The sequence below is a fragment of the Flavobacterium okayamense genome, from assembly GCF_019702945.1.
In the GTDB taxonomy this organism is placed as follows: domain Bacteria; phylum Bacteroidota; class Bacteroidia; order Flavobacteriales; family Flavobacteriaceae; genus Flavobacterium; species Flavobacterium okayamense.
In genome coordinates, this window is sequence record NZ_AP024749.1 from 2,427,016 (window position 1) to 2,449,474 (window position 22,459).

Here is a 22,459-nt window from a genome sequence, read left to right on the forward strand (position 1 = left end):
TAATTAATCTCTTGTTTTAATTTTTATATCAGAATTTTCATTCTTATTTGCATTTATTAAATCACCTTTTGAAACATCCAAATCAAGTTTGCTTCTAACATTTTTATTAGCATTTATAACAGTATTTATCTTACCTTCTAATAAAAGTACTATTAAGGCAGAAAGTTGTCCTAAAATCGAAATTAAAGGTTCTTCTTCATTATTTTTTAAATACCACTTTATAGAAAGTAGAATCATTACAATGTTAATTATAAATAACAAGGCTTTTACTGATTTACTCATAATTTATTACTCTTAAATTAATATTAAACTTCTAAAAAACTCCTCCAACTCCCCTTTAACCTTCTTACCACTCCCTAAACCAACTGCATTTTCTTTGTTAAACTGCACCGTTTCCTGTAAAAAAGTCGTGATTAACGTCTCTTTTGGGTGTAAGTAGCTTTCTTCTTGGTTGGCTTTTATGTTCAGTAATTCATTTATTTTTTCTTGTATGTTTAGTGGAGCAATCGGTAATAATTCCATAAAATCTACTGGAGGAAAGGTGTTGCGTTCTATAATCCATTTTCCAGCCAATGCTGTGCGTAAAGCATAAAAATAACTTTTCAGTTTTACCTCTTCTTGCTCGCAAACGTCCATGAAATTCTTAGTCGTACCCAAATAATGGTGCAAACACGCTACAGGCGAAAAACAATCTTTGGCTAGTGTTCGCATTTGCTTCATAAAGGCTTCATTTTCATAATACACCACAGGTGAATAAATCCATTCTAGCAAAGGTGCATTGGATTTGGCTAATAATTTTATGGTTTTCCGTAAATCCCAACCACTGCCATCCAAATCGTCTTCGGTCATAAACTCAATTACATCGGTTTGTTCCCATAATGACAAATAGTAATCTAAATCATGCTTGTAGATAAAGCGTATGTCATAATCGCTATCTGGCGAAGCAAATCCCCATGCTCTACTCCCCGATTCAACTGCGTATAGTATTTCAACTCCTTTTTGAAGTTCTATTTCTTTTAGTTTATTAAGTATTGCTTCTTTCATGTAATTCTTCAAATTTAAAAAAACAAAACCACAAACCGATAGTAACTATTCTAATTTGTGGTTAAGTTATTAATATTTATTAATCTTCTCTACTTCCATCATCTGCCATTCGTACCATTTTAGGCGTAAATTTAGCCACTACATCTACCAAATCTTCTTGGCTTGCCATAACTTGATTGATGTCTTTGTACGCCATAGGCGCTTCGTCTAAACCGGCACCAATTAACGTTACGCCATGATCTTTTAAAATGGCTTTCATCTCATTTCGGGTAATGTTTTTAATGGCTTGTGTTCTGCTCATTTGTCGTCCAGCACCATGTGATGCGGAATGTAAAGCTTCGGTTTCGCCTTTTCCACGAACTAAAAATCCTGGAGCCGTCATACTTCCTGGTATAATTCCCATGACACCTTCAGCAGCTGGCGTTGCGCCTTTTCGATGCACAATTACTTCTTCGCCATTATGGATTTCTTTCCATGCAAAATTATGATGGTTTTCCACTTTGGCTAAAACAGTTGCACCTAATGCTTTGGCTATTTTGTTATGAATCACTTCATGACAAGCTGAAGCATAATCGCCCGCTAAATTCATTGCCATCCAATATTCCTGACCTAATTCGGTATCTAAACCTAAATACGCCAAATTTTTTGCTTTCTCAGGAAGTTTACAGTTTTCTTTGGCTAATTTGGTGTAATGTCCGGCAATAGTAGCACCAAAACCTCTAGAACCCGAATGTGTTAACAAAGCCACATATTTTCCTTTAGGAATATTTAAAACGGCATCATCTTTTTCGAATTCGATTATACCAAACTCCACAAAGTGATTTCCACCACCCGAAGTTCCCAATTGCGACCACGCTTTATCTTTCAACTCTTTAATGAATTTACTATTGGTAAAGTCTTTTCGTTCTAAAACTTCATGATCGGATTTGTATTGACCGTGAAATCCATATCCGGCACCAAATTTAGTATGCGCTACCAATTCTCTTTTGAATTTAGCTTCATTTTCGAAATAAAAAAACTCTGGAATATCATATACCGACAATGCCATTCTACAACCAATATCCACACCAACTCCATAAGGAATAACCGCATTTTTAGTAGCCAAAACACCACCAATTGGCAATCCATAACCTTGATGCGCATCGGGCATTAATGCACCGGCAACCGTAACGGGTAATTGCATCGCAACTTCCATTTGTTTTCGAGCACCTTCTTCAATATGATCTTCTCCGTACATCGCAAAAGCCGACGGATTTTCATTTAATGCAATAAAATCTTCAGGTTTTTCATTTGACTTATCTATAATTGCTTGTGCCAAACCACTGAATAACTTATCCTCTAAATACAATTCTGGATGTTCCAAAACCTTTGCGTAGTTTTCCAACATTTGTTCTTTGGTAAATCCGGTTCTTTTTCGGTTACACTTTAAAGCGATTCCAATTAAACTTCCTTCTGGATAACCTAATGCTAATAAATCGTTTCCGTTGATTGCTGTATTCATAATCGTAAATTTAATTCATTTTCTTTTGGCAAGCCCAATGTATTCCCCCGACACATTGGGCGCACTTCCCTTTGTTTGATGAAGCAAAGGTTTTGTATAAGTGCGCAATTATTTTGCGTAGTAATATTTTTTTATTTATAATCTAAAAAATGTAATTTGGTACTAATTATAAAAGCATGGAATCATTTGAACATTTAATAAAAAGTTTTTCAGAAATAATTACACTTGAAGAAAATGAAAAAGAGTTGTTTTTAAAAGCTTTCAAACCAATAAGCATTAAGAAAAATGACTATTTTCTACAATCATCAAATGTTTGTAATCAAATAGGATTTCTGTCTAAAGGTTTAGTACGCTATTTTGTTTTCAGAGATAATGAAGAAGCAACTTTGGAATTCACAAAAGAAGGTGAATTTGTCGCCGATTATGAAAGCTTTTTAACCAAAAAACCTTCTCTACAAAACATTCAAGCATTAGAAGATTGTGAACTACTCATCATTGATTTTGATTCATTACAACATTTATATTACGTTTCTAAAAATGCAAACTATTTAGGTCGAGTTATAATTGAACATCGATTTATCATAATGGTAAGTCAATTGGTTACTTTACATCGCTATTCTCCTGAAGATCGCTATCGATTCTTTTTAGAACAATACAATGACTTAAATCAGCGCATACCACAGTATTTAATTGCTTCTTATGTAGGTGTAAAACCTCAATCTTTGAGCAGAATTAGAAAAAGAATTCACAAAAGCATTAATTAACTTAGGTGCATCAATCTAATATCTAAGGCGTATTAATTTTGATGTCATAATCAAAAGTTTTCATTATGACATTAACAATCATTTTTATCGTATTTGCATTTTGTTTTGTTTTAGAACGTTTAATTCCTGGTTGGAAATTACCAGATGTACCTACTTGGACAATTCGTGTTTTGGCAGTAAACTTTATTCAATTAGGTATAGTAATTTTAGCAGGTTACTCTTGGGAAATCTGGTTATCAAAAATATCCATTTTTCATTTATCAAATTATGTAAACTCTTTTTGGGGAGGCTTAATTGCTTATTTTATAGCAACTTTTGTTTTTTATTGGTGGCACAGATGGAGACATACTTTGGATTTTCTTTGGTTACATTTTCACCAAATTCACCACAGCCCTCAAAGATTAGAAGTTATTACTTCATTTTACAAACATCCTTTTGAAATGACGCTAAATTCAATCATAGGAAGTTTATTGGTTTTTACAACATTAGGTTTGGATGTTGAAGCTGGAGCAATATATACTTTGTTTACAGCACTTGGAGAATTCTTCTACCATACTAATGTAAAAACACCACAATGGGTTGGTTACATTTTTCAAAGACCAGAAATGCACCGAATTCATCATGAGTATGAAAAGCACAGTAATAATTATGGCGATATTGTTTGGTGGGATATGCTTTTTGGCACCTATGAAAATCCGAAAGAATTTAAATCAACCTGCGGATTTGATAATGAGAAAGAACAACGCTTATTTGACATGATAAAATTTAAAGATGTTCATAAAGAATAACTAATGATCTTTTTAATTATACTTTTACTGCGCAAAATGATTTCGTAGTAAAAAAAGAATTGTATTTTTGAGAAAATACTTCGTATGAATCTTGAAAATATTTTTACGGCATTACTTTTAAAGATAGGATTTGAATCCAACGAAATAGGAGTTCTTTGGAAAGGTTTGGAAAAAGCTTATTCAGCAAAATCTAGGTATTATCATAATTTGACGCATTTACAGGAAATGATTGCAGCTTATGATGAATATCATTCTCATTTGCAACATCCCGACGAAGTGTTATTCGCTATTTTTTATCATGATATTATTTATAAAACGACTCGAAAAGATAATGAACTAAAAAGTGCTGAATTTGCTGTTTCGTTAATACAACCTCAACATGAATTGGATAAAGAATTAGTTTTTGAAATGATTCTAGCAACTCAACATCATCAGTTTAACATAATTGAAGATATAAATTGGTTGATTGATTTCGATTTGAAAATTCTATCTAAAAGTTGGGAAGAATATCAAGTATATTGCAATCAAATTCGCAAAGAATATAAGATTTACCCAGATGTCTTGTACAAACCTGGACGTAAGAAAGCTTTGGAACATTTTCTGGAACATGAGTTTATTTATCAAACGGAAACTTTTAGAAATCTTTACGAAAAACAAGCACGAGAAAATATTCAGAGAGAAATTAATTTGTTGTAAGAATGGCACAAAATAAAAACGCATTAATTCGCTACAAAACCATTGATAAATGTTTACAGAATCAATACCGTCAATGGACATTAGAAGATTTAATTGAAGCTTGTAATGAAACATTATACGAATACGAAGGTAAGCAAAATCCAGTCAGTAAACGTACCATTCAATTAGACATACAAATGATGCGCAGTGAAAAATTGGGTTACAATGCGCCTATTGAAGTTTACGATAAAAAGTTTTATCGCTATGCCGATGAGGATTTTTCAATTACAGATATACCGCTTACCGAAACAGATATTAATGTTTTGACCGAAACGGTTTCAATGTTGAAGCAATTCAAAGACTTTTCACTTTTTGCAGATGTTTCGGATATTTTACAGCGTTTGGAGGATAAAATTTATGCAGAAAAAACACATTCGCAACCGATAATCCATTTGGATAAGAATGAAAAACTAAAAGGTTTACATTTTTTGGATAGTATTTATCAAGCTATAGTTAAAAAAGTAGTTTTAATGATTACTTATAAATCATTTAAATCAACCGAAGAAAGTACATTCCAATTTTATCCATTGTTATTAAAGGAATTTAATAATCGCTGGTTCTTAATAGGCAAACGTAATGCTGCTCAACCCATTGTGAACTTAGCATTAGATAGAATTGTTTCAATTGATTTTGATTTTAATAGAGATTTTGTTGAAATCAATTTTGATCCTGAAGAATATTATAAAAACGTAATAGGCGTTACCGTAAATACGGGTTTAAAGCCAAGAGTTGTTCAACTATGGATTGATGCTAAAAACGCACCTTATGTAATTACAAAACCCTTGCATTCAAGTCAACGGTTATTACAAACGAACGATGACGGAAGTATCATTATCAATCTTTTCTTAATTGAGAACTACGAACTGGAACGTGTTTTACTTGGTTTTGGAGACAGTTTGGAAGTCTTAAAACCAGAAAGATTAAGAAATAGAATGAAGCAAATTTTAGAAAGAGGTATAAAAAGATATAATTAATAATACATTTTAAATCCTAAGCTAAAACAAAGCGCATATTGTTTTTCATATAAACCTTCTACAATCTTAAAAATAGAATCTTCCTCTTCGTTTATTGAAAAATATAAATTGTCTAAAATTGTACTAAGTATTGGTACTCTATTTCCATATCCAGAAATTACTTTTGCACCAGTTACATCCAAAAAGTATTGAAAAGTTTCTTCTTCTAAATCCAAACAAAGTGTGTTCGCAAAATGAACTATTTTACCCTTAAGCTTACCCTCAAATAATTCTGCAATTTCTTCAAAAGTAAAATAATAATTTCCCAATTTAATTTGATTACCACTTCCTTCTAGAACCAAATAAATTATGGCATAATCTTTAAAATGCTTATCTTCATATAGCAATGTGCTCAAACTTTCTTCAAACCCTTCAATACTATCACAAGATTTATACACATTAGTTAAACCATATTGAAGTGCTAATGATTCCAAAGAATTTAATACTAAACTTTTCTTTTGAAACTCTAAGTCATCAACAGATTCTAAGCAATATATAAAATGATTATTATTCAATATGTTATTTGCATTTTTAATTTTCAATTTTAATAAGTGTAACTTATTATCAATTTTTCTACTAATTTAATAAAAAACAAAAAATGCGTTACGTTGTTGCTTTTTTCTTTCCATGGCTTAGTCTAATGTTACAAGGAAAAATTGTTTCTGGAATTATTTGTCTTTTACTCCAAATCACTATTATTGGTTGGATTCCTGCTTTTATTTGGGCCGTTACTGCATTAAACAGAATGTATGCTGATAGAAGAACGAATAAAATAATTAGAAAAATGAAAAAAAGTTAAATTTTCGTTTTATAATTTTCTTCCATAACTTTTCTAATGGAAACAAATCCTATTTGATTTATATCAATTTCTAAACGTTTTACCCAAATTAAATCTTGAATTTCGTCTTCTGCATTTATGCTGATTACATTTGTTTGTAACGGACACTCATAAAAAATATCCATTGTTCGATACGGAACATTTTTGTACAAATAATTATTTGGTGAAGTCGTTATATATTTTAAATCATTTGGTTTTACTTCAATTCCTAGTTCTTCATTTATTTCTCTACATGCTGCTTCTTCAGCATTTTCACCTGGATCAATAAATCCGCCTGGTAAATCCCATTTTCCTTTATCAGGATCAACATTACGAACCGTAAACAAAACATTATCTTCAAAAGTAAAAACAATGGCAACCGCCGCTGCTATATTATGGTAATAGGTAAAATTACAATCATTACAAATGAAACGAACATTATTGGGAAATTCAATATTTTCAGATTTACAATTGGGACAGTATTTAAAAATGGACATTAAAAATTGATTAGTGATTAGCGCAAATTTACTTTATACTTTTTACTTACTTCGTAAAAACTCTATTTTCTTGTTCGGTAACTCTAATAAAAGTGGTACGTTTTGATAATTCTCTTAATTGAGCCGCACCAACATAAGTGCAAGTACTTCGTAATCCTCCTAAAATATCTAAAACAGTATCTTCAATTGGTCCGCGATAAGGAACTTCAACTGTTTTTCCTTCACTCGCTCTATATTCAGCAACACCACCTGCATGTTTATTCATCGCAGTATCCGAACTCATTCCATAAAATAGCTTGTACATTTGACCATTTCTTTCCACCAATTCTCCTCCACTTTCATCATGACCTGCAAGCATTCCTCCTAGCATTACAAAATCGGCACCAGCACCAAATGCTTTTGCAACATCACCAGGAACACTACAACCGCCATCACTAATAATATGTCCGCCTAAACCATGAGCAGCATCAGCACATTCTATAATTGCTGATAATTGTGGATAACCAACACCCGTTTTAACTCGAGTAGTACAAACTGAACCTGGTCCGATTCCTACTTTTACAATATCGGCTCCAGAAAGTAATAATTCTTCTACCATTTCACCAGTAACTACATTTCCTGCTATGATAACTTTTTCAGGCAAAAGAGTACGCATTTTCTTTACAAAATGCACAAAATGCTCTGAATAACCATTGGCAACATCAATACACAAAAATTGTAAAGTTGGGTTTTCTTTAAATATGGTTTGAACTTTATCAACATCTTCTTTTCCTGTTCCTGTACTAACCGCTATATAATTGATAATATCTTTTGGAGCACTTTTCATGAAAGTATTCCATTCTTCAATCGAATAATGTTTGTGAATGGCTGTAAAAAGTTGTTTTTCTGCTAAAGCTAAAGCTGCTTGAAAAGTTCCAACCGTATCCATGTTGGCCGCCATAATAGGAACGCCTTTCCACTTAAACGGACTATGCAAAAACTTGTATTCACGTTCTAAACTAACTTGAGAACGACTTTTTAATGTAGAACGCTTTGGCCGAAACATAACATCTTTGAAACCTAATTTTAAATCACTTTCAATTCTCATAAGTCAAAAAATTATACTTTAAAGTTAAGATTTTAAGAGTCTATTAAAGAACGATTTAAAATTTAAAAGTCAACATTTTATTAACATTTTAATTTTTACATTCATTTTCTTTGCTTATCCAAAGAAAACGAATCAAAAGAAAGGACACTTTTACAAGGAATTTTTAATCTTCGATTAAAACCATCTGAAAAACTCTGCGGACTTTGTCCTGAATTTCAGAGCTTTTTCAGACTATTCTGTGTAAAAGGATACAATGCTTCGCATTGTTTTAATAAACAGAAAAGCTAAAACTAAACTTTATTTATATTTGCACAATGCAAAAACATTTAGTAATCATTGGAACAGTTTGGCCTGAGCCGAATTCAACAGCCGCAGGAAGTAGAATGTTGCAATTGATTACATTGTTTCAAAAACAAAACTTTAAGATTACCTTTTTGTGTTCGGCATCTAAAACTGATTTTTCTTTTGACTTAGAAAAGCTAAATATTGTTACCGATTCTATTGAATTGAATAGTGAAAGTTTTAACAACCAAATCGCTTTATTACAACCGGATGTAGTTCTTTATGACCGATTTATGACGGAAGAACAATATGGTTGGCGTGTAAAAGAAGTTTGTCCGAATGCACTAACGATTATAGATACCGAAGATTTACATTTTCTACGAAAAGCGAGAGAAATAGCCTTCAAGCAAAATCGAGAATTGGTTTTTGAAGATTATATTTCTGATGTTTTTAAACGTGAACTAGCTAGTATTTATCGTTGCGATTTGAGTTTAATCATTTCGGAACACGAAATGAAATTGTTAACCCAAACCTTTAAGGTTGATGCTACCCTTTTACATTATTTACCGTTTTTAGTTGATGTAATCAATACAAATCACCCCAATTTTTCTGAAAGAGCGCATTTTGTAAGTATTGGCAACTTTTTACACGAACCAAATTGGCAAACTGTTTTACAACTGAAAAAACTTTGGAAATCAATTAAAAAAGAACTTCCAGAAGCTGAATTACACATTTACGGCGCTTATGCTACCGAAAAAGTATTCCAATTGCATAATGAAAAAGAAGGCTTTTTAGTAAAAGGAAGAGCTAATTCTGTTGGAGAAGTTTTTAGTTATGCGAGAGTTTTATTAGCTCCTATTCCATTTGGTGCAGGTTTAAAAGGAAAATTATTAGAAAGTATGCAATTTGGTTTACCCAATGTCACTTCAACTATTGGTGCTGAATCGATGCAATTTGAAAACCTTTGGAATGGCTTTATTACAGATGATGAAAAAGATTTTGTTGCAAAAGCAATTGAATTATATTCCGATGAAAATCTTTGGAATGAATTTCAACAAAATGGTTATGCCATTTTAGAAAATAAATTTAAAACGAATTTGTTCCAAAATGAATTTTCAAATAAAATTGATTACTTGTTAAACAACTTGAAAGAGCATCGCCAACAAAACTTTTTAGGACAAGTATTCCAACATCAATCTTTACAAAGTACAAAGTTTATGAGTAAGTGGATTGAGTTGAAGAATAAAAATTAATAGAATATTTTTTCAGAATTAAATTCACTATTGTCTATAATCAAGACGTTCTTTGATTTAATTTCATCTTTAAATTCAATCCAATTTTTTTCAAATAAATTATCAGAACTAATTGAAATATTTTCAAAATATTTAGTTTTAACAACTATACTTTTTCCAAATTGCCTATTATATTTATATATGACAATAGATTCAATATCGTTTAATCTGATATAACGATTTTTCCAAAAACAAATCGAATTCTTAACTATTAAATATTTATCAGTTATTCTAAAATAATGAGCATTACCTCCGAGTAAAATTAACAATAAAAGAATAAAAACAGTAGAAATTATAAGTTTACTAATAACTACTGGTTTCATTGAAACGACATCATAAATTATTGGCAAAATAAAAATTAACAGTATTAAACCTGAGAATGAGATTAAAAAAGAGAAATTAATTGTTTTGGATTTTTCATAGGAACTAATATGAATGTTTTTATCAGGAAAATCTAAATCTGAAAAATTAATCGATTTTAACTCATCATTTAACAAAAGTTTGTTCTTAATATAATTTAATACAATTCTTAATTTATAGAAACTAAAATACTTAAAAGAATAAAGATTTATCTCCTTATCATCAAATAAAATAATTTTTGTTCTATCAACTGTAATTCCATAATAATTAACAATTTCAGATAATATTATTTGTTTAATATTTTCAATTTTAACTACTTTCTTTCGGAATAAATAATTTATTAAAATATTAGTCTTTGTTACTTTAATAATTGAAATATAATTAACGGAGAAAATTAAAGAACTTATAAAAAGAAACAACAATATGATTAGAATTACTAAGATTGAGTGTTTAGTCTCTTTGTTAATTTCCTCAAAATATCTAAAAATCATGTAAATTGAAAGAAATCCAAAAATGAAAAATACAATTAACCCAAGTAATAAAATTAATTTAAAATTTGCTTGTATTTTTATTTTTTCAATCATAAAGCCAAAGTACTAAAACTACCCATGAATAGTTTCTTTCTTTCCGTAACCTTGAATAATTTTAGCTTCGGCTTCTAACCATTCATTCCAACGTTTATCAACGTCAATATTTCCAGCATATTTACGTGCAAAACTTATAAAAGTCGTATAATGATTGGCCTCGCTTTCCATTAAATCGCGGTAAAATTTAGCTAAATCTTGGTCTTTTATGTTTTCGCTTAACACTCTAAAACGTTCGCAACTACGTGCTTCAATCATAGCAGCAAAAAGTAAACGTTCGATTAAACCTGATTCTCTAGAACCATCTTGGTTTTGCTTTAAGTATTTCATTAATTCGTTTACATAATCGTCTTTACGTTCTCGCTGAAATTCATAACCTCGCGCCAAAATAATATCGTGTACTGCTTTAAAATGTTCCATTTCTTCAATCGAGATTTTCAACATTTCTTCAACTAAATCTGGCTTTTCAGAATTATTAATAATTAAATTAATGGCGTTAGTTGCTGCTTTTTGTTCGCACCAAGCGTGATCTGATAAAATCTCTTCTAAATTGCCTTCGGCTATGTTGGCCCAACGTGGATCTGTTGGTAATTTTAAACGGAACATATATTTTAAGTTAGAAGTTAGAAGTTAGAAGTTAGAAGTTGTATAACAACTTTAAACTTAAACTTTAACTAAAATTACTTTGCAAATTTAAGTGGTAAACCTCTAATATTAAAATTATATAAGTGTTTTAAAAAATTGTGTAACAAGAGTTGTAACTTCTGAACGTAACTTGCAATTGAATTTAAAAACAAAAAGTCATGAAAAAAGTAACCTTAATTATTGCTACAATTGCCATGTTAGGAATTGTATCGTGTAAAGAAACAAAAGAAGAAAGTAAAACAGTAGTTGTTGAACAAGAAGCTGCTCCGGCCACTGAAGAACCAAAAGAAGGAACTTCTCTAAGTGTTGGTTCCGATGGTGTTGAGTTTTCTACAAACGATGGTGAATCGCAAACAGAAATCGATATTAATACGAAAGACGAAAAATAAAAGCAAATAGTAACTTCACAATGCGTTATAAAAAAAGCAACTCAATTGAGTTGCTTTTTTTATAATCTGAAGTTCCAGTTTTCACTTGGATTATAATGAATTCTTCCCTTTTCGATATACAACGGACTATCAAAATTGTTAGTATATAAACCACCAGTACCTAAACCTTGAGGCATTGGATTATTCAAAGTAAATGTAAATTGGGTAATTGCATTTAATCCAACATTACTCTCTAAAGCAGATGTAATCCACCAACCAATATTGAGTTTTTCAGCAATCGAAATCCACTCTAAAGTCCCTTTAAAACCACCAACCAAACTCGGTTTCAAAATGATGTATTGTGGTTTAATTTTTACTAATAATTGTTCTTTATTTTCAATTCCGAAGATACCAATTAGTTCTTCATCTAAAGCAATAGGAAAAGGTGTGCTTTTACATAGCTCTGACATGTTGTCAGTATTACTTTTTTGAATAGGTTGCTCAATACTATGTAATTTATAATCAGATAATTGATTCAATTTATTTAAAGCTTCATTTAAACCAAAAGCACCGTTTGCATCTACACGAATCTCGATTGTTTTTTCATCAAAATTTTCACGAATAAAACGTAATAATTCTAATTCTTTTTTGAAGTCTATAGCACCAATTTTTAACTTTATACATCGGAAACCTTGCGCTAATTTCTCTTCAATTTGTTGTTTCATAAACACTTGTTCACCCATCCAAACCAAACCGTTAATTTCCATTGATTCTTTACCATCTGTAAACGCACTTGGAAACAATTCAAAAGGTGATTTTGAAGCTAAGGAAAGAAAAGCCATTTCTACTCCAAACTGAATGGAAGGAAACTCGATTAATTCATGCCAAAGTTTGTCTTTTCCTAAATGAATATTCTCGCAAACCCATTGTAATTTTTCTTCATAATCGGGACGGTCATCAATAGAAAGTGTTCGAAGAATACCGCATTCCCCTATTCCTGTCTTTCCGTTTTCTTCTAAAATAAGAAACCAAGTTTCTTTCTCTGTTAAAATGCCTCGAGAAGTTCCACTTGGTCTTTTAAAATTTAAAATATATTTTTTGTAACTGGCTTTCATTTGTAAATGTCCCATCGAGCGGAGTCGAGATGTAATAATTTGTCTAATCTCTCGACTCCGCTCGAGATGACAAACTAAACTAACATTATAATTCTATACTCTCTCCAATTTCTAACAACATTAAATCCTTGTTTTTATCAAAGAACTTACGTTTTGCTTCTTCATGATTGATTTCGATGTAACCAAAAGTATCAAAATGGTAACCTAATACTTTATCGCATTGTATAAAATCAGAAGCTACAATAGCATCGTCAACATCCATCGTAAAATTACTACCAATCGGTAAAATGGCTAAATCTAACTTGGTTCGCAATGGAATAAGCTTCATGTCCATTGTAAGCGCCGTGTCTCCTGCAATGTAGATGTTTTTATGTTCACCTTCAATTACAAATCCACCCGGTTGACCACCATAACTACCATCAGGAAAAGATGACGTATGAATAGCGTTTACATACTTAACTGTTCCAAACTCAAAATCCCAACTTCCACCGTGATTCATCGGGTGAAATTGAAAACCTTTATTTCCGAAATGAGAAGCAATTTCGTAATTTGAAACAATTACAGCATCAGTTCGTTTTGCAATAGCTTCAACATCTAAAATATGATCTTGATGTGCATGTGTTAAAAGAATATAATCCGCTTGGATTGAATTGATATCAATATGTGAAGCTTTTGGATTTCCAGTGATAAATGGATCAACTAAAATGTGAATATCTTCAATTTGAATTCCTAAACATGCGTGTCCGTAAAAAGTAATTTTCATGATTTAGTAATTAGTTGTTAGTAAATAGTAATTAGCTAATAAAAATTAAAGTTAACCAAAATAATATACTTAATGCAAATGTACTCAAAGCAACTTTTTTTAATTCTGGATCGAAATCTTCGTATTTTGTAGCTTTATTTACCTTGTTCCAATTCATGAAAATTGAAATATTAATAATTAAAATTGGAATTAATGAAAAATCTTTTAGTATACAAAATAACATAAATACAACTGAAGAAATAGCCAAAATTATTTCATGATATCTTTTAGCTTTTTTCAAACCTAATTTTACTACTAATGTTTTTTTGCCAGCTGCTTTATCGTTTTCAATATCGCGCATGTTGTTTAGGTTTAAAACCGCCACACTTAATAATCCTATTGAAATAGCTGGAAGAAAAATTTTCCAATCAATGAAATGGGAATACAAAAAGTTTGAACCAACCACACTAACTAATCCGAAGAAAACAAACACAAATAAATCGCCCATTCCGTTATAACCATAAGCGTTACTTCCCACAGTGTATTTTATAGCCGCACCAATTGCGCCAATTCCCAACAAAATAAAAACTGAGCTAACAAGAAAATTCTCTTTACCAAAAGCTACATAAATTAAAATCAAAGCACTTAAAAGCGATAAAATTGAGAATAAAATAACCGCTTTTTTCATTTGTTGAGCTGAAATAACTCCAGCTGCTACCAAACGCTTTTCCCCTATTCTATTGGCATCTGTTCCTTTTACGCCATCGCCATAATCATTGGCATAATTCGATAGAATTTGAAACAATAATGTAGTTAAAATGGCTAAACCAAAAACAGTCCCGTTAAAAGTATTTTGATAATACGCATACGCGCTTCCCATAAAAATACCGGAAACCGATAATGGTAATGTTCGCAAACGCGCAGCTTGAATCCAGTGTTTCATTTTAAGTAGTGATTAGTGAAAAGTAAAAAGTGATTTGCTAAAAACTATTAACTAATCACTCTTCACTAATTACTTATTAAGGAATATATTTTTTCTCGAAATTAGGCTTACGTTTTTCTAAGAAAGCATTTCTACCTTCAATGGCTTCATCACTCATATACGCTAAACGTGTAGCTTCACCTGCAAATACTTGTTGTCCCACCATTCCATCATCGGTTAAATTCATGGCAAACTTCAACATTTTGATAGAAATAGGCGATTTTTCTAAGATTTCTTGCGCCCATTGGTAAGCAGTATCTTCTAATTCATCATGAGGAATTACAGCATTTACCATTCCCATTTCGTAAGCGTCTTGAGCCGAATAATTTCTACCTAAAAAGAATATTTCACGCGCTTTCTTTTGCCCAACCATTTTTGCTAAATATGCCGAACCATAGCCACCATCAAAACTAGTAACATCAGCATCGGTTTGTTTAAAAATAGCATGTTCTTTACTTGCCAAAGTTAAATCACAAACCACATGTAAACTATGTCCGCCACCAACAGCCCAACCTGGGACTACTGCAATAACCGCTTTTGGCATAAAACGAATTAATCGTTGCACCTCTAAAATATTTAAACGATGGTAACCATCTTCACCTACATAACCTTGCTTACCACGTGCTTTTTGATCGCCTCCGCTACAAAAAGACCAAATTCCATCTTTAGATGAAGGCCCTTCTGCCGACAATAACACCACTCCTATTGAAGTATCTTCATGTGCGTCTTTAAAGGCATCTAATAATTCAGAAGTCGTTCTTGGACGAAATGCATTTCTAACATCTGGTCGATTAAAAGCAATTCGAGCAACTCCATCACATTTCTTATACGTAATATCGCTATATTCTTTTACTGTTTTCCACTCAATTTTACTCATTATAAAAGTTTTAATTCGTTAAATTAAAATTTGATTAAGATGTATAATTTTAAATTTAAAAGGTAAAAATACGCCATTTTTATATTAAATTGCAGCAGAAACTTAATAAATTAAAGCTATTAACCGATGACTTCATTTATTAATTTCTATTAACTTTTTGATTACCAAACCATTTAATAAGATGAGAAAATCATTCTTACTACCTATTGCTATACTTTCCTTTGTTTGTAGTTTTTCGCAAAACTATGAGTTTAAGGAAACTATTAACCTTGAACATTTACCTGTAATTTCTCAAGATAAAACAGGAACATGCTGGAGTTTTTCAACTTCTTCTTTTTTAGAATCGGAAATTATTCGGTTAACCGGCAAATACATTGATCTTTCTGAAATGTACCAAGTACGCACAACTTATCCTAAAAAAGCTGAGAATTATATAATGCGTCAAGGAAAAGCGCAATTTGGAGAAGGTGCTTTAGCTCATGATGTTATTAATAGTGCTACACAATATGGATTAGTTCCGGTTTCAGTATTTACTGGACTTTCTGAAGATGAGAAAATTCATAATCACGCCGAATTAGAAGCTGTTTTAATTTCGATGCTGAAAACTTATATTGAAAACCCTGGCAAAAAGTTGTCTCCAAAATGGAAAGAAGCAGTTTCAAGAGTTTTAGATGTTTATTTAGGGACAATCCCACAAAAGTTTAATTACGAAGGAAAAGAATATACGCCAATTTCATTTATGAAAATGACTAAGATTAATCCTAATGATTACTTAACCGTAACAAGTTTTACTCAAGCTCCATTTTATGAGAAATTCATTTTAAATATTCCTGATAATTTTTCAAATGGTAGTTTGTATAACTTACCTCTAAATGAATTTATAACTGTTATTGATAATGCTTTAGAAAAAGGTTATACTTTATCGTTGGATGCCGATGTTTCTGAAGCTACTTTCTCAGCAAAATATGGAGTTGCCTTTATTCCTGAAAATGAAGAAGATGAAAAAACGGGATTAGCAGAAATTATAAAAGAGAAAAACATTACACAAGAATACCGCCAACAAGAATTTGAAAATTTTAATACTACAGATGATCATTTAATGCATATTGTTGGAAAATTAGTAGACCAAAAAGGAAATGTTTACTACAAAGTAAAAAACTCTTGGGGTACTAATGAAAAAAGAGTTAAAAATGGAGGTTATATTTATATGAGTGTTGCTTATATGAAAGCTAAAGCTATTTCGGTTTTAGTTCATAAAGATGCTTTAGATAAAACTATCAGAAAAAAATTATTCTTATAAATGACGTTTCGTTCAGCATTTAGTAAAAAAAGTAAGATCATTTTCAGTGTGGTTGCATTAATTATTATTGCAAGTACACTTCCTGTTTTTTTTGATACTAATATGACTGGAAATTGGCAAGCTAAATTAATTGTACTAACAATTAACATTTTAAGTTTAGTTTTAATATGCTGGATAATTACTAAAACTTTTTATGAAATTAAAGGCGATAGTTTACTCATTTGCAAATCAGGACCTTTTAAAAAGAAAATTCAAATTAAAAACATTAAACGAATTGAATTTCACAACGGTTTAATAATTCCTTCATTATGGAAACTTTCCTTAAGTGACGAAGGAATAATTATCCACTATAATCAATTTGATGAAATTTATATTTCACCCAAAAACAAAGAAAAATTCTTAACCCAAATACTAAAAATAAACCCAAATATTTTATTACCTATCAATGCCTAAAATTTTATTAATCGCCATTTGCTCAATTCTAATTTTAACATCATGCAAAAAAGAGCATAAAAAAGAAAAGCTTAATGAAGTAAATAAAGAAACTGTTTCCTTTCCAGTAGATTTCCCTGAATTAAAAGAAAGTGAAATTAAACAATTTAAGGAAGAGATTCATTCATTCTACACTTCAAAGATAAATTTAGATGATTTCAGTGGATCTTTTCTGGTGGCAAAAAACGGACAAATTTTGTTTGAAAATTATATAGGTTTTTCAAATTATAAAGAAAAAAGTACCATTACTGAAAATACCCCTTTACATTTAGCCTCAATTAGTAAAGTTCTTACAGCAAGTGTTATATTGCGAATGGTAGATGAAAACAAAATTAGTTTAGAAGATTCTTTTCAAAAATACTTTCCAAAATTTCCTTTTGAAAAAATTACTATACGTATATTGTTAAATCATAGAAGTGGATTGCCAAATTATGCTTATTTTACAGACAATGATAGTATTTGGGATAAATCTAAAACTTTAAAAAACAGCGATGTTCTTGATTTATTATGTAGTAAAGAAATCCCTTTAGATTTCACTCCAAATACTAAATTTAGCTATAGTAATACAAACTATGCTTTGTTAGCCAGTTTAATAGAAAAAGTTAGTAAAATGTCTTTTCCTATAGCAATGCAAAAATTACTATTCGAACCTTTACAAATGAATAACACTTTTGTTTTTGAATTAGAAAAACAAAAAGATAGTATTAGTCAATCTTATAAAAGTACATGGGAAAAAATTCCCTACGACCATTTAGATGCAGTTTATGGAGATAAAAACATTTATTCGACACCAAAAGATTTATTAAAATTTGATATTGCTACTTACTCCGAAAATTTTTATTCTAATAAACTACGTTCAGAAATTTTCAAAGGTTACAGCTACGAAAGACCTGGAGTAAAAAATTATGGTTTGGGCATACGTTTAAATGAATGGGATCATACCCCAACCTTATTTTATCACAATGGTTGGTGGCACGGAAATACCAATTCTTATACAACTTTAAAAAATGAAAAAGTTTGTATAATTGCGCTTTCTAACAAATACACACGTAAAGTTTATCAGGCTAAAAAACTTTCTAGCATATTTGGGAATTATCCTTTTGAAATAGAAGAGGAATAACCAATCTTTACGGAAGTCATAGTTAATGAACCTGCAACTAATTTATCGTTAAAAAATTCCACTTTATCATTATCAGTTTGTAAGGCCAAACTGTAAATTAATGGAAAATAATGATCTGGTGTAGGTATAGCAAGTTTTGCTGCACTATTCAATTTTTCGTATTCGAATAAGGCTTTATGATCTTTACTTAAAATTTTATTTTTGAAGATATCATTCATTTCAATTGCCCAATCGTAACCATAATTATCCACATTCATTTTATCCCAAGCTACCATTCTAAGATTATGTACCATGTTTCCACTTCCAATAATTAAAACTCCTTTTTTACGTAGGTTTAATAATTGCTTTGCTAATTGATAATGATATTCCGCAGGTTTATGATAATCTATACTTAACTGTAAAACCGGAATATCGGCTTTTGGATACATATGTTTCACAACCGACCAAGTTCCGTGATCTAATCCCCAATCATGATCAAACTCAACAGCAGGATTAGTTATCATTTTTTGAATTTCATTTGCTAATGAAGGATCTCCAGGCGCTGGATATTGTACATCAAATAAAGCTTGGGGAAATCCACCAAAATCATGAATTGTTTTAGGTTGGTTCATTGCAGTTACAAAAGTTCCTATTGTTAACCAATGTGCTGAAATTACAACAACCGCTTTAGGTTCAGGAATTTCTTTTCCCATTTTCTGCCAGCGTTGTGAAAACTCATTATCTTCAATAGCATTCATGGGTGATCCGTGACCGATAAATAAAACCGGCATTAAGATGTCGGCCTCATTTAAATCATTAGACCAACTATAGAATTGATTTGTAGTTATCATTGCTCCTCCTCCTATTAATAATTTAATAAAATTCTTTCTATTCATTTCTATACAATATTTGTATATACAAATGTATGAAATATTTTTAAATAGAGCTAAAAAATTCTAATGCTTTTATTTCAGCATAACTATATTTAGAATCTTTAACAGGAAAAGCACAATGCCCACCATAATTTGTAACCTCAAAAAAGACATTCGATTTATTTTCAGAAAGTTGTTTAGGAAAACAACCCTCTCCTAAGAAAGGATCATCGTATGAGTTTAGTATTAAAACTGGATGAAAAATATTATCTAAACTTCTTGCTGGTGATACTTGGTAATAATAATCATGTCGGTCAGTAAATCCGTGTAAAGGTGCTGTGAAATTATCATCAAGAAAATCAAAATCTCTAATTTGTTTTACTTTTTCCATGGTAATTACATCAGGAAATTGTTGCGCTTTTAATTTCAGTTTATGTTTTAAGCCAATTAAAAAATTATACATATACACTTTATTAAAACCTTTCTTTAGTGCTTCGGCACTTGCTTTAATTTCAATAGGAACAGAAACTGAAACACCTGCTTTCACTCTACTATCAATGTTTTTAATCCTACCTAAATAATTTAAAACTTGCGCTCCACCCATAGAGAAGCCTACTAAAAAAATTTGTTCAATTCCTTTATTTAAAGCAAATTTCACAACAGCATCTAAATCTTCGATAGAAGCATGATGATACATCTTAGGTAAACGATTCATTTTTCCGCTACATGTTCTATTATTCCACGCAAAAACTGAATAATCTTTTTCAAGAAATAATGTAGCACAACTGTTTATATAAGTTCTTTGCGAATTTCCCTCTAATCCGTGACAAAGTATAACCGCTTTTTTTGGATTCTTTAAATTAAAATCAATTTCTAAAAAATCACCATCAAACAACTCAATAATTTCTCTTGTATATTTTGGAGCAGCAAATTTTTTAAACTTACCTGCATAAATCGTCGAGTAATGCGCATTTTTATGTAATAAGGGAACTTGTGAATTATATGTATTATTTTGTATAAAAGGCATGCGCTGTGTAATTAAAAAAACCTACAAAATTGTAGGTTTAGTGCGTTATAATAATGATATTCCGTTTTCTCTAATTTCGATTACTCTTTGTTTGTATAAGTTTCCTACGGCTTTTTTAAATGACTTTTTACTCATTTGTAAAACCGATTTAATTTCTTCAGGATGACTTTTATCGGTTAAACCTAAATAGCCATTATTAGCTTTTAATTCTTTCAATAAAATTGCAGCATCATCATCAATTGATTCTACACCTACTTTCTTAAACATTACATCAATTTTTCCATCAGGACGAACTTGTTTGATGTAAGCTTTAGTTTTAGTTCCTAATTTTAAATCTTTAAAAACTTCACCTGAAAATGCAAGTCCTTTATACTTATTTTCAATAATAACGTTTATTCCTAAATCGGTAAAATGAGAAATCATAACTTCAACTTCCTGATTAGGTTCATACGAAGGAAAATCTTCAGAAAAATACTTATTAACTTTACTCGTAGCAACTAATCGATTCGTTTGTTCGTCTAAATAAACATAGATTAAATATCGTTTATTTACTTCCATGTTAACTGCTTGTTCTTTAAAAGGAACAAACAAATCTTTTTCTAATCCCCAATCTAAAAATGCACCAAATTTGTTAACAAAATTAACTTTTAAATGTGCAAATTCATTAAGTTTTACATAAGGCTTTAAAGTAGTAGCTACAGGTCTTTCTTCATTGTCAAGATAAACAAAAACTGTCATTTCATCTCCAATAAAGTACTCTTTAGGAACATACTTATTTGGCAATAAAACATCGTGTTCTTCGTCTCCTAGGAACAAACCAACTTTTGTATTTCGTAAAACTTTTAATGTATTGTATTGACCAATTTGCAACATAGTGTAAAAAATATGCCACAAAGGTAGTTAATTGAATTGGATATTTTAAATACCAATTTCTAACTGTAAACGTAAATACCAATTATTTTGAACATCACCTGAGTAATATTCCTTCTCATCCATAGTAACTTCTGCTTGAAGTTTAAATGCATGCTCTCTTAAATATTTTGTAACACCGAAACTATATTGTTTTAAATCGGGTGTAAAAGGCTTTATTTCCTTATCTACATTTTGATTAGAAAATCTTCCAATGATTTCAAAATCATTTTTAAAAATATAGCTTAATTGGTAATCCATTCCTTTACCAGCATAAACATAGTTGAATTGAGTAATATCGTCTGGATTATATGTCACCAAATCAGAAGATTCTCTTTGCATGTAAGCCGACATAAAAGCCCAACCATTATATTTAACCATAAAATCGGCAAAATATGAACGTAAGGTTTTAGGTTCGTAAAGTAGATTTCCTAGTTGTCCATTTGTTCTAACTGCTCTGTTATTTTGTTGATATGCCCCCGAAAATAAAACTTTTGGTGTTTTCTCTCGAGCTAAATCTCCTTCAAAATAAATACCATTATTTTTGAATGAACCAAATGGCATAATTTCTACTTTTCCTGTTAAAGCAACTCCATCATCTGATGTTTGGGTCCAGTTTCGACCTTCGCCTGTTGAAACAGCAGTTTTAACATTGTATGAGAAAGCATCGTTTTTTTCATTAAGATAGTAGGCTTGAAAACCAAAATCTCTATCGATTGTAAAACGAGCATTATTTATAGTTCTATCGGTTAATTGTAAAGCTCCGGATGAATTAACACGTTGACGATTACCTGGCAATTTAGTTTGTCCAAAAATAAAGTTCCAATGTTTATTTGGTCTATAATAGAATGCTGCATCCCTAATAATATTGATATTATCGCCTTCTTGAACCTGACCAACATCGCCTGGAGCAAAAGACAATTGAATAATATATATAAATTTAGGATTCCAAACATAACCATCAAAACGCAAACGAAGACGCCTTATCTGTGCTTCATATCGATTATCTCTATCCTCTTCATTAAAATATGTCACCCTATTTTGCATACGGAAACGAATATTTAATTGAAATAAACTATCTGCTGAAGTAACTCCTAAACCCTTCCCATAACTATAATAAGGTAAGGCTGCTAGTTTTAAATCGTTATTTTTAATTGAGTCATTGTGTGTTTGTGAAAAACCAATACTCGCAAAAAAAACAATAAAAAAAAGTTTATAAAAGAATTTCATTTGCGCGGTGTTTGTTGTGTTGTTGCATTAAGAAGCT

The 22,459-nt window shown here is 30.7% G+C and carries 26 protein-coding genes; 10 read left to right on the forward strand and 16 right to left on the reverse strand.

What is annotated here, in order from left to right; all coding sequences use genetic code 11:
* Positions 1-3: 3 nt before the first annotated feature.
* From KK2020170_RS11360 to KK2020170_RS11370, 3 genes are all read right to left on the reverse strand, one after another.
* Positions 4-282, reverse strand: a complete 279-nt coding sequence (locus KK2020170_RS11360; RefSeq protein WP_221258443.1) for a hypothetical protein — start codon at positions 280-282, stop codon at positions 4-6.
* A 12-nt stretch (positions 283-294) separates the two neighbouring features.
* A complete protein-coding gene (locus KK2020170_RS11365; RefSeq protein WP_221260039.1) occupies positions 295-1,044 on the reverse strand; it encodes a nucleotidyltransferase domain-containing protein in 750 nt (249 codons plus the stop codon).
* 79 nt (positions 1,045-1,123) lie between these two features.
* Positions 1,124-2,545 (reverse strand): RtcB family protein, encoded by a 1,422-nt coding sequence (locus KK2020170_RS11370; RefSeq protein WP_221258444.1) that lies wholly within the window; start codon positions 2,543-2,545, stop codon positions 1,124-1,126.
* Positions 2,546-2,721: 176 nt separating this feature from the next.
* Between KK2020170_RS11370 and KK2020170_RS11375 the strand changes: the two genes are divergently transcribed.
* From KK2020170_RS11375 to KK2020170_RS11390, 4 genes are all read left to right on the forward strand, one after another.
* On the forward strand, positions 2,722-3,309 hold the full coding sequence (locus tag KK2020170_RS11375) for a Crp/Fnr family transcriptional regulator (protein WP_221258445.1): 588 nt from the start codon (positions 2,722-2,724) through the stop codon (positions 3,307-3,309).
* Between the two features lie 65 nt (positions 3,310-3,374).
* Entirely contained in the window at positions 3,375-4,097 is a 723-nt protein-coding gene (locus tag KK2020170_RS11380) for a sterol desaturase family protein (protein WP_221258446.1), read from the forward strand.
* A gap of 84 nt (positions 4,098-4,181) precedes the next feature.
* Positions 4,182-4,793 (forward strand): HD domain-containing protein, encoded by a 612-nt coding sequence (locus KK2020170_RS11385; protein WP_221258447.1) that lies wholly within the window; start codon positions 4,182-4,184, stop codon positions 4,791-4,793.
* A gap of 2 nt (positions 4,794-4,795) precedes the next feature.
* A complete protein-coding gene (locus KK2020170_RS11390; RefSeq protein WP_221258448.1) occupies positions 4,796-5,806 on the forward strand; it encodes a helix-turn-helix transcriptional regulator in 1,011 nt (336 codons plus the stop codon).
* On the opposite strand, the gene KK2020170_RS11395 is transcribed toward KK2020170_RS11390, so the two are convergent.
* Entirely contained in the window at positions 5,803-6,360 is a 558-nt protein-coding gene (locus tag KK2020170_RS11395) for a DUF6642 family protein (protein WP_221260040.1), read from the reverse strand. The two genes, KK2020170_RS11390 and KK2020170_RS11395, sit on opposite strands and share 4 nt — an antisense overlap.
* An 83-nt stretch (positions 6,361-6,443) precedes the next feature.
* On the opposite strand from KK2020170_RS11395, the gene KK2020170_RS11400 reads away from it, so the two are divergent.
* Positions 6,444-6,644 carry a YqaE/Pmp3 family membrane protein gene (locus tag KK2020170_RS11400; RefSeq protein WP_221258449.1) on the forward strand — a complete coding sequence of 67 codons (201 nt, stop codon included), beginning with the start codon at positions 6,444-6,446 and terminating at the stop codon, positions 6,642-6,644.
* Here KK2020170_RS11400 and KK2020170_RS11405 read toward each other — a convergent pair.
* On the reverse strand, positions 6,641-7,159 hold the full coding sequence (locus tag KK2020170_RS11405; protein WP_221258450.1) for an NUDIX hydrolase: 519 nt from the start codon (positions 7,157-7,159) through the stop codon (positions 6,641-6,643). The genes KK2020170_RS11400 and KK2020170_RS11405 overlap by 4 nt on opposite strands.
* Before the next feature lie 46 nt (positions 7,160-7,205).
* Positions 7,206-8,246, reverse strand: a complete 1,041-nt coding sequence (locus tag KK2020170_RS11410; protein ID WP_221258451.1) for a GMP reductase — start codon at positions 8,244-8,246, stop codon at positions 7,206-7,208.
* A gap of 314 nt (positions 8,247-8,560) precedes the next feature.
* Between KK2020170_RS11410 and KK2020170_RS11415 the strand changes: the two genes are divergently transcribed.
* Positions 8,561-9,781, forward strand: a complete 1,221-nt coding sequence (locus KK2020170_RS11415) for a glycosyltransferase family 4 protein (RefSeq protein ID WP_221258452.1) — start codon at positions 8,561-8,563, stop codon at positions 9,779-9,781.
* Here the strand turns inward: KK2020170_RS11415 and KK2020170_RS11420 are convergent.
* Together KK2020170_RS11420 and KK2020170_RS11425 are read right to left on the reverse strand one after the other, a co-directional pair.
* Positions 9,778-10,764, reverse strand: a complete 987-nt coding sequence (locus tag KK2020170_RS11420; protein WP_221258453.1) for a hypothetical protein — start codon at positions 10,762-10,764, stop codon at positions 9,778-9,780. The genes KK2020170_RS11415 and KK2020170_RS11420 overlap by 4 nt on opposite strands.
* 18 nt (positions 10,765-10,782) lie before the next feature.
* Positions 10,783-11,370 (reverse strand): MiaE family protein, encoded by a 588-nt coding sequence (locus tag KK2020170_RS11425; protein ID WP_221258454.1) that lies wholly within the window; start codon positions 11,368-11,370, stop codon positions 10,783-10,785.
* Positions 11,371-11,567: 197 nt separating this feature from the next.
* Here KK2020170_RS11425 and KK2020170_RS11430 point away from each other — a divergent pair, with 197 nt between their 5' ends.
* A complete protein-coding gene (locus KK2020170_RS11430; protein ID WP_221258455.1) occupies positions 11,568-11,798 on the forward strand; it encodes a hypothetical protein in 231 nt (76 codons plus the stop codon).
* Positions 11,799-11,857: 59 nt separating this feature from the next.
* Here the strand turns inward: KK2020170_RS11430 and KK2020170_RS11435 are convergent, their stop codons facing one another.
* The 4 genes from KK2020170_RS11435 to KK2020170_RS11450 form a co-directional block, all read right to left on the reverse strand.
* On the reverse strand, positions 11,858-12,892 hold the full coding sequence (locus KK2020170_RS11435) for an o-succinylbenzoate synthase (protein WP_221258456.1): 1,035 nt from the start codon (positions 12,890-12,892) through the stop codon (positions 11,858-11,860).
* Positions 12,893-12,977: 85 nt separating this feature from the next.
* The gene (locus tag KK2020170_RS11440) at positions 12,978-13,655 is read right to left on the reverse strand and encodes a metal-dependent hydrolase (protein ID WP_221258457.1); all 678 of its coding nucleotides are present in this window, start codon (positions 13,653-13,655) and stop codon (positions 12,978-12,980) included.
* Positions 13,656-13,686: 31 nt separating this feature from the next.
* Positions 13,687-14,577: a 1,4-dihydroxy-2-naphthoate octaprenyltransferase gene (menA, locus tag KK2020170_RS11445; RefSeq protein ID WP_221258458.1), complete on the reverse strand. Its 891-nt coding sequence runs from the start codon at positions 14,575-14,577 to the stop codon at positions 13,687-13,689.
* 76 nt (positions 14,578-14,653) lie between these two features.
* On the reverse strand, positions 14,654-15,493 hold the full coding sequence (locus tag KK2020170_RS11450; RefSeq protein ID WP_221258459.1) for a 1,4-dihydroxy-2-naphthoyl-CoA synthase: 840 nt from the start codon (positions 15,491-15,493) through the stop codon (positions 14,654-14,656).
* A gap of 181 nt (positions 15,494-15,674) precedes the next feature.
* Between KK2020170_RS11450 and KK2020170_RS11455 the strand changes: the two genes are divergently transcribed.
* Genes KK2020170_RS11455 through KK2020170_RS11465 form a run of 3 tightly spaced genes read left to right on the forward strand, consistent with a single transcriptional unit; the run spans position 15,675 to position 18,405 of the window.
* Positions 15,675-16,793 (forward strand): C1 family peptidase, encoded by a 1,119-nt coding sequence (locus KK2020170_RS11455; protein ID WP_221258460.1) that lies wholly within the window; start codon positions 15,675-15,677, stop codon positions 16,791-16,793.
* Complete coding sequence (locus tag KK2020170_RS11460; protein WP_221258461.1) at positions 16,794-17,246, forward strand: PH domain-containing protein; 453 nt, start codon at positions 16,794-16,796, stop codon at positions 17,244-17,246.
* Complete coding sequence (locus KK2020170_RS11465) at positions 17,239-18,405, forward strand: serine hydrolase domain-containing protein (RefSeq protein ID WP_221258462.1); 1,167 nt, start codon at positions 17,239-17,241, stop codon at positions 18,403-18,405. The genes KK2020170_RS11460 and KK2020170_RS11465 overlap by 8 nt, the downstream gene beginning before the upstream one ends.
* Here the strand turns inward: KK2020170_RS11465 and ygiD are convergent.
* The 4 genes from ygiD to KK2020170_RS11485 form a co-directional block, all read right to left on the reverse strand.
* The gene (gene ygiD, locus KK2020170_RS11470) at positions 18,378-19,235 is read right to left on the reverse strand and encodes a 4,5-DOPA-extradiol-dioxygenase (protein WP_221260041.1); all 858 of its coding nucleotides are present in this window, start codon (positions 19,233-19,235) and stop codon (positions 18,378-18,380) included. The genes KK2020170_RS11465 and ygiD overlap by 28 nt on opposite strands.
* Before the next feature lie 85 nt (positions 19,236-19,320).
* Entirely contained in the window at positions 19,321-20,283 is a 963-nt protein-coding gene (locus tag KK2020170_RS11475; RefSeq protein ID WP_221258463.1) for a YheT family hydrolase, read from the reverse strand.
* A 45-nt stretch (positions 20,284-20,328) separates the two neighbouring features.
* Positions 20,329-21,156, reverse strand: coding sequence for a CvfB family protein (locus KK2020170_RS11480; RefSeq protein WP_221258464.1), 828 nt, complete (start codon positions 21,154-21,156; stop codon positions 20,329-20,331).
* A 45-nt stretch (positions 21,157-21,201) separates the two neighbouring features.
* Positions 21,202-22,422, reverse strand: a complete 1,221-nt coding sequence (locus KK2020170_RS11485) for a porin (RefSeq protein WP_221258465.1) — start codon at positions 22,420-22,422, stop codon at positions 21,202-21,204.
* Positions 22,423-22,459: the final 37 nt, after the last annotated feature.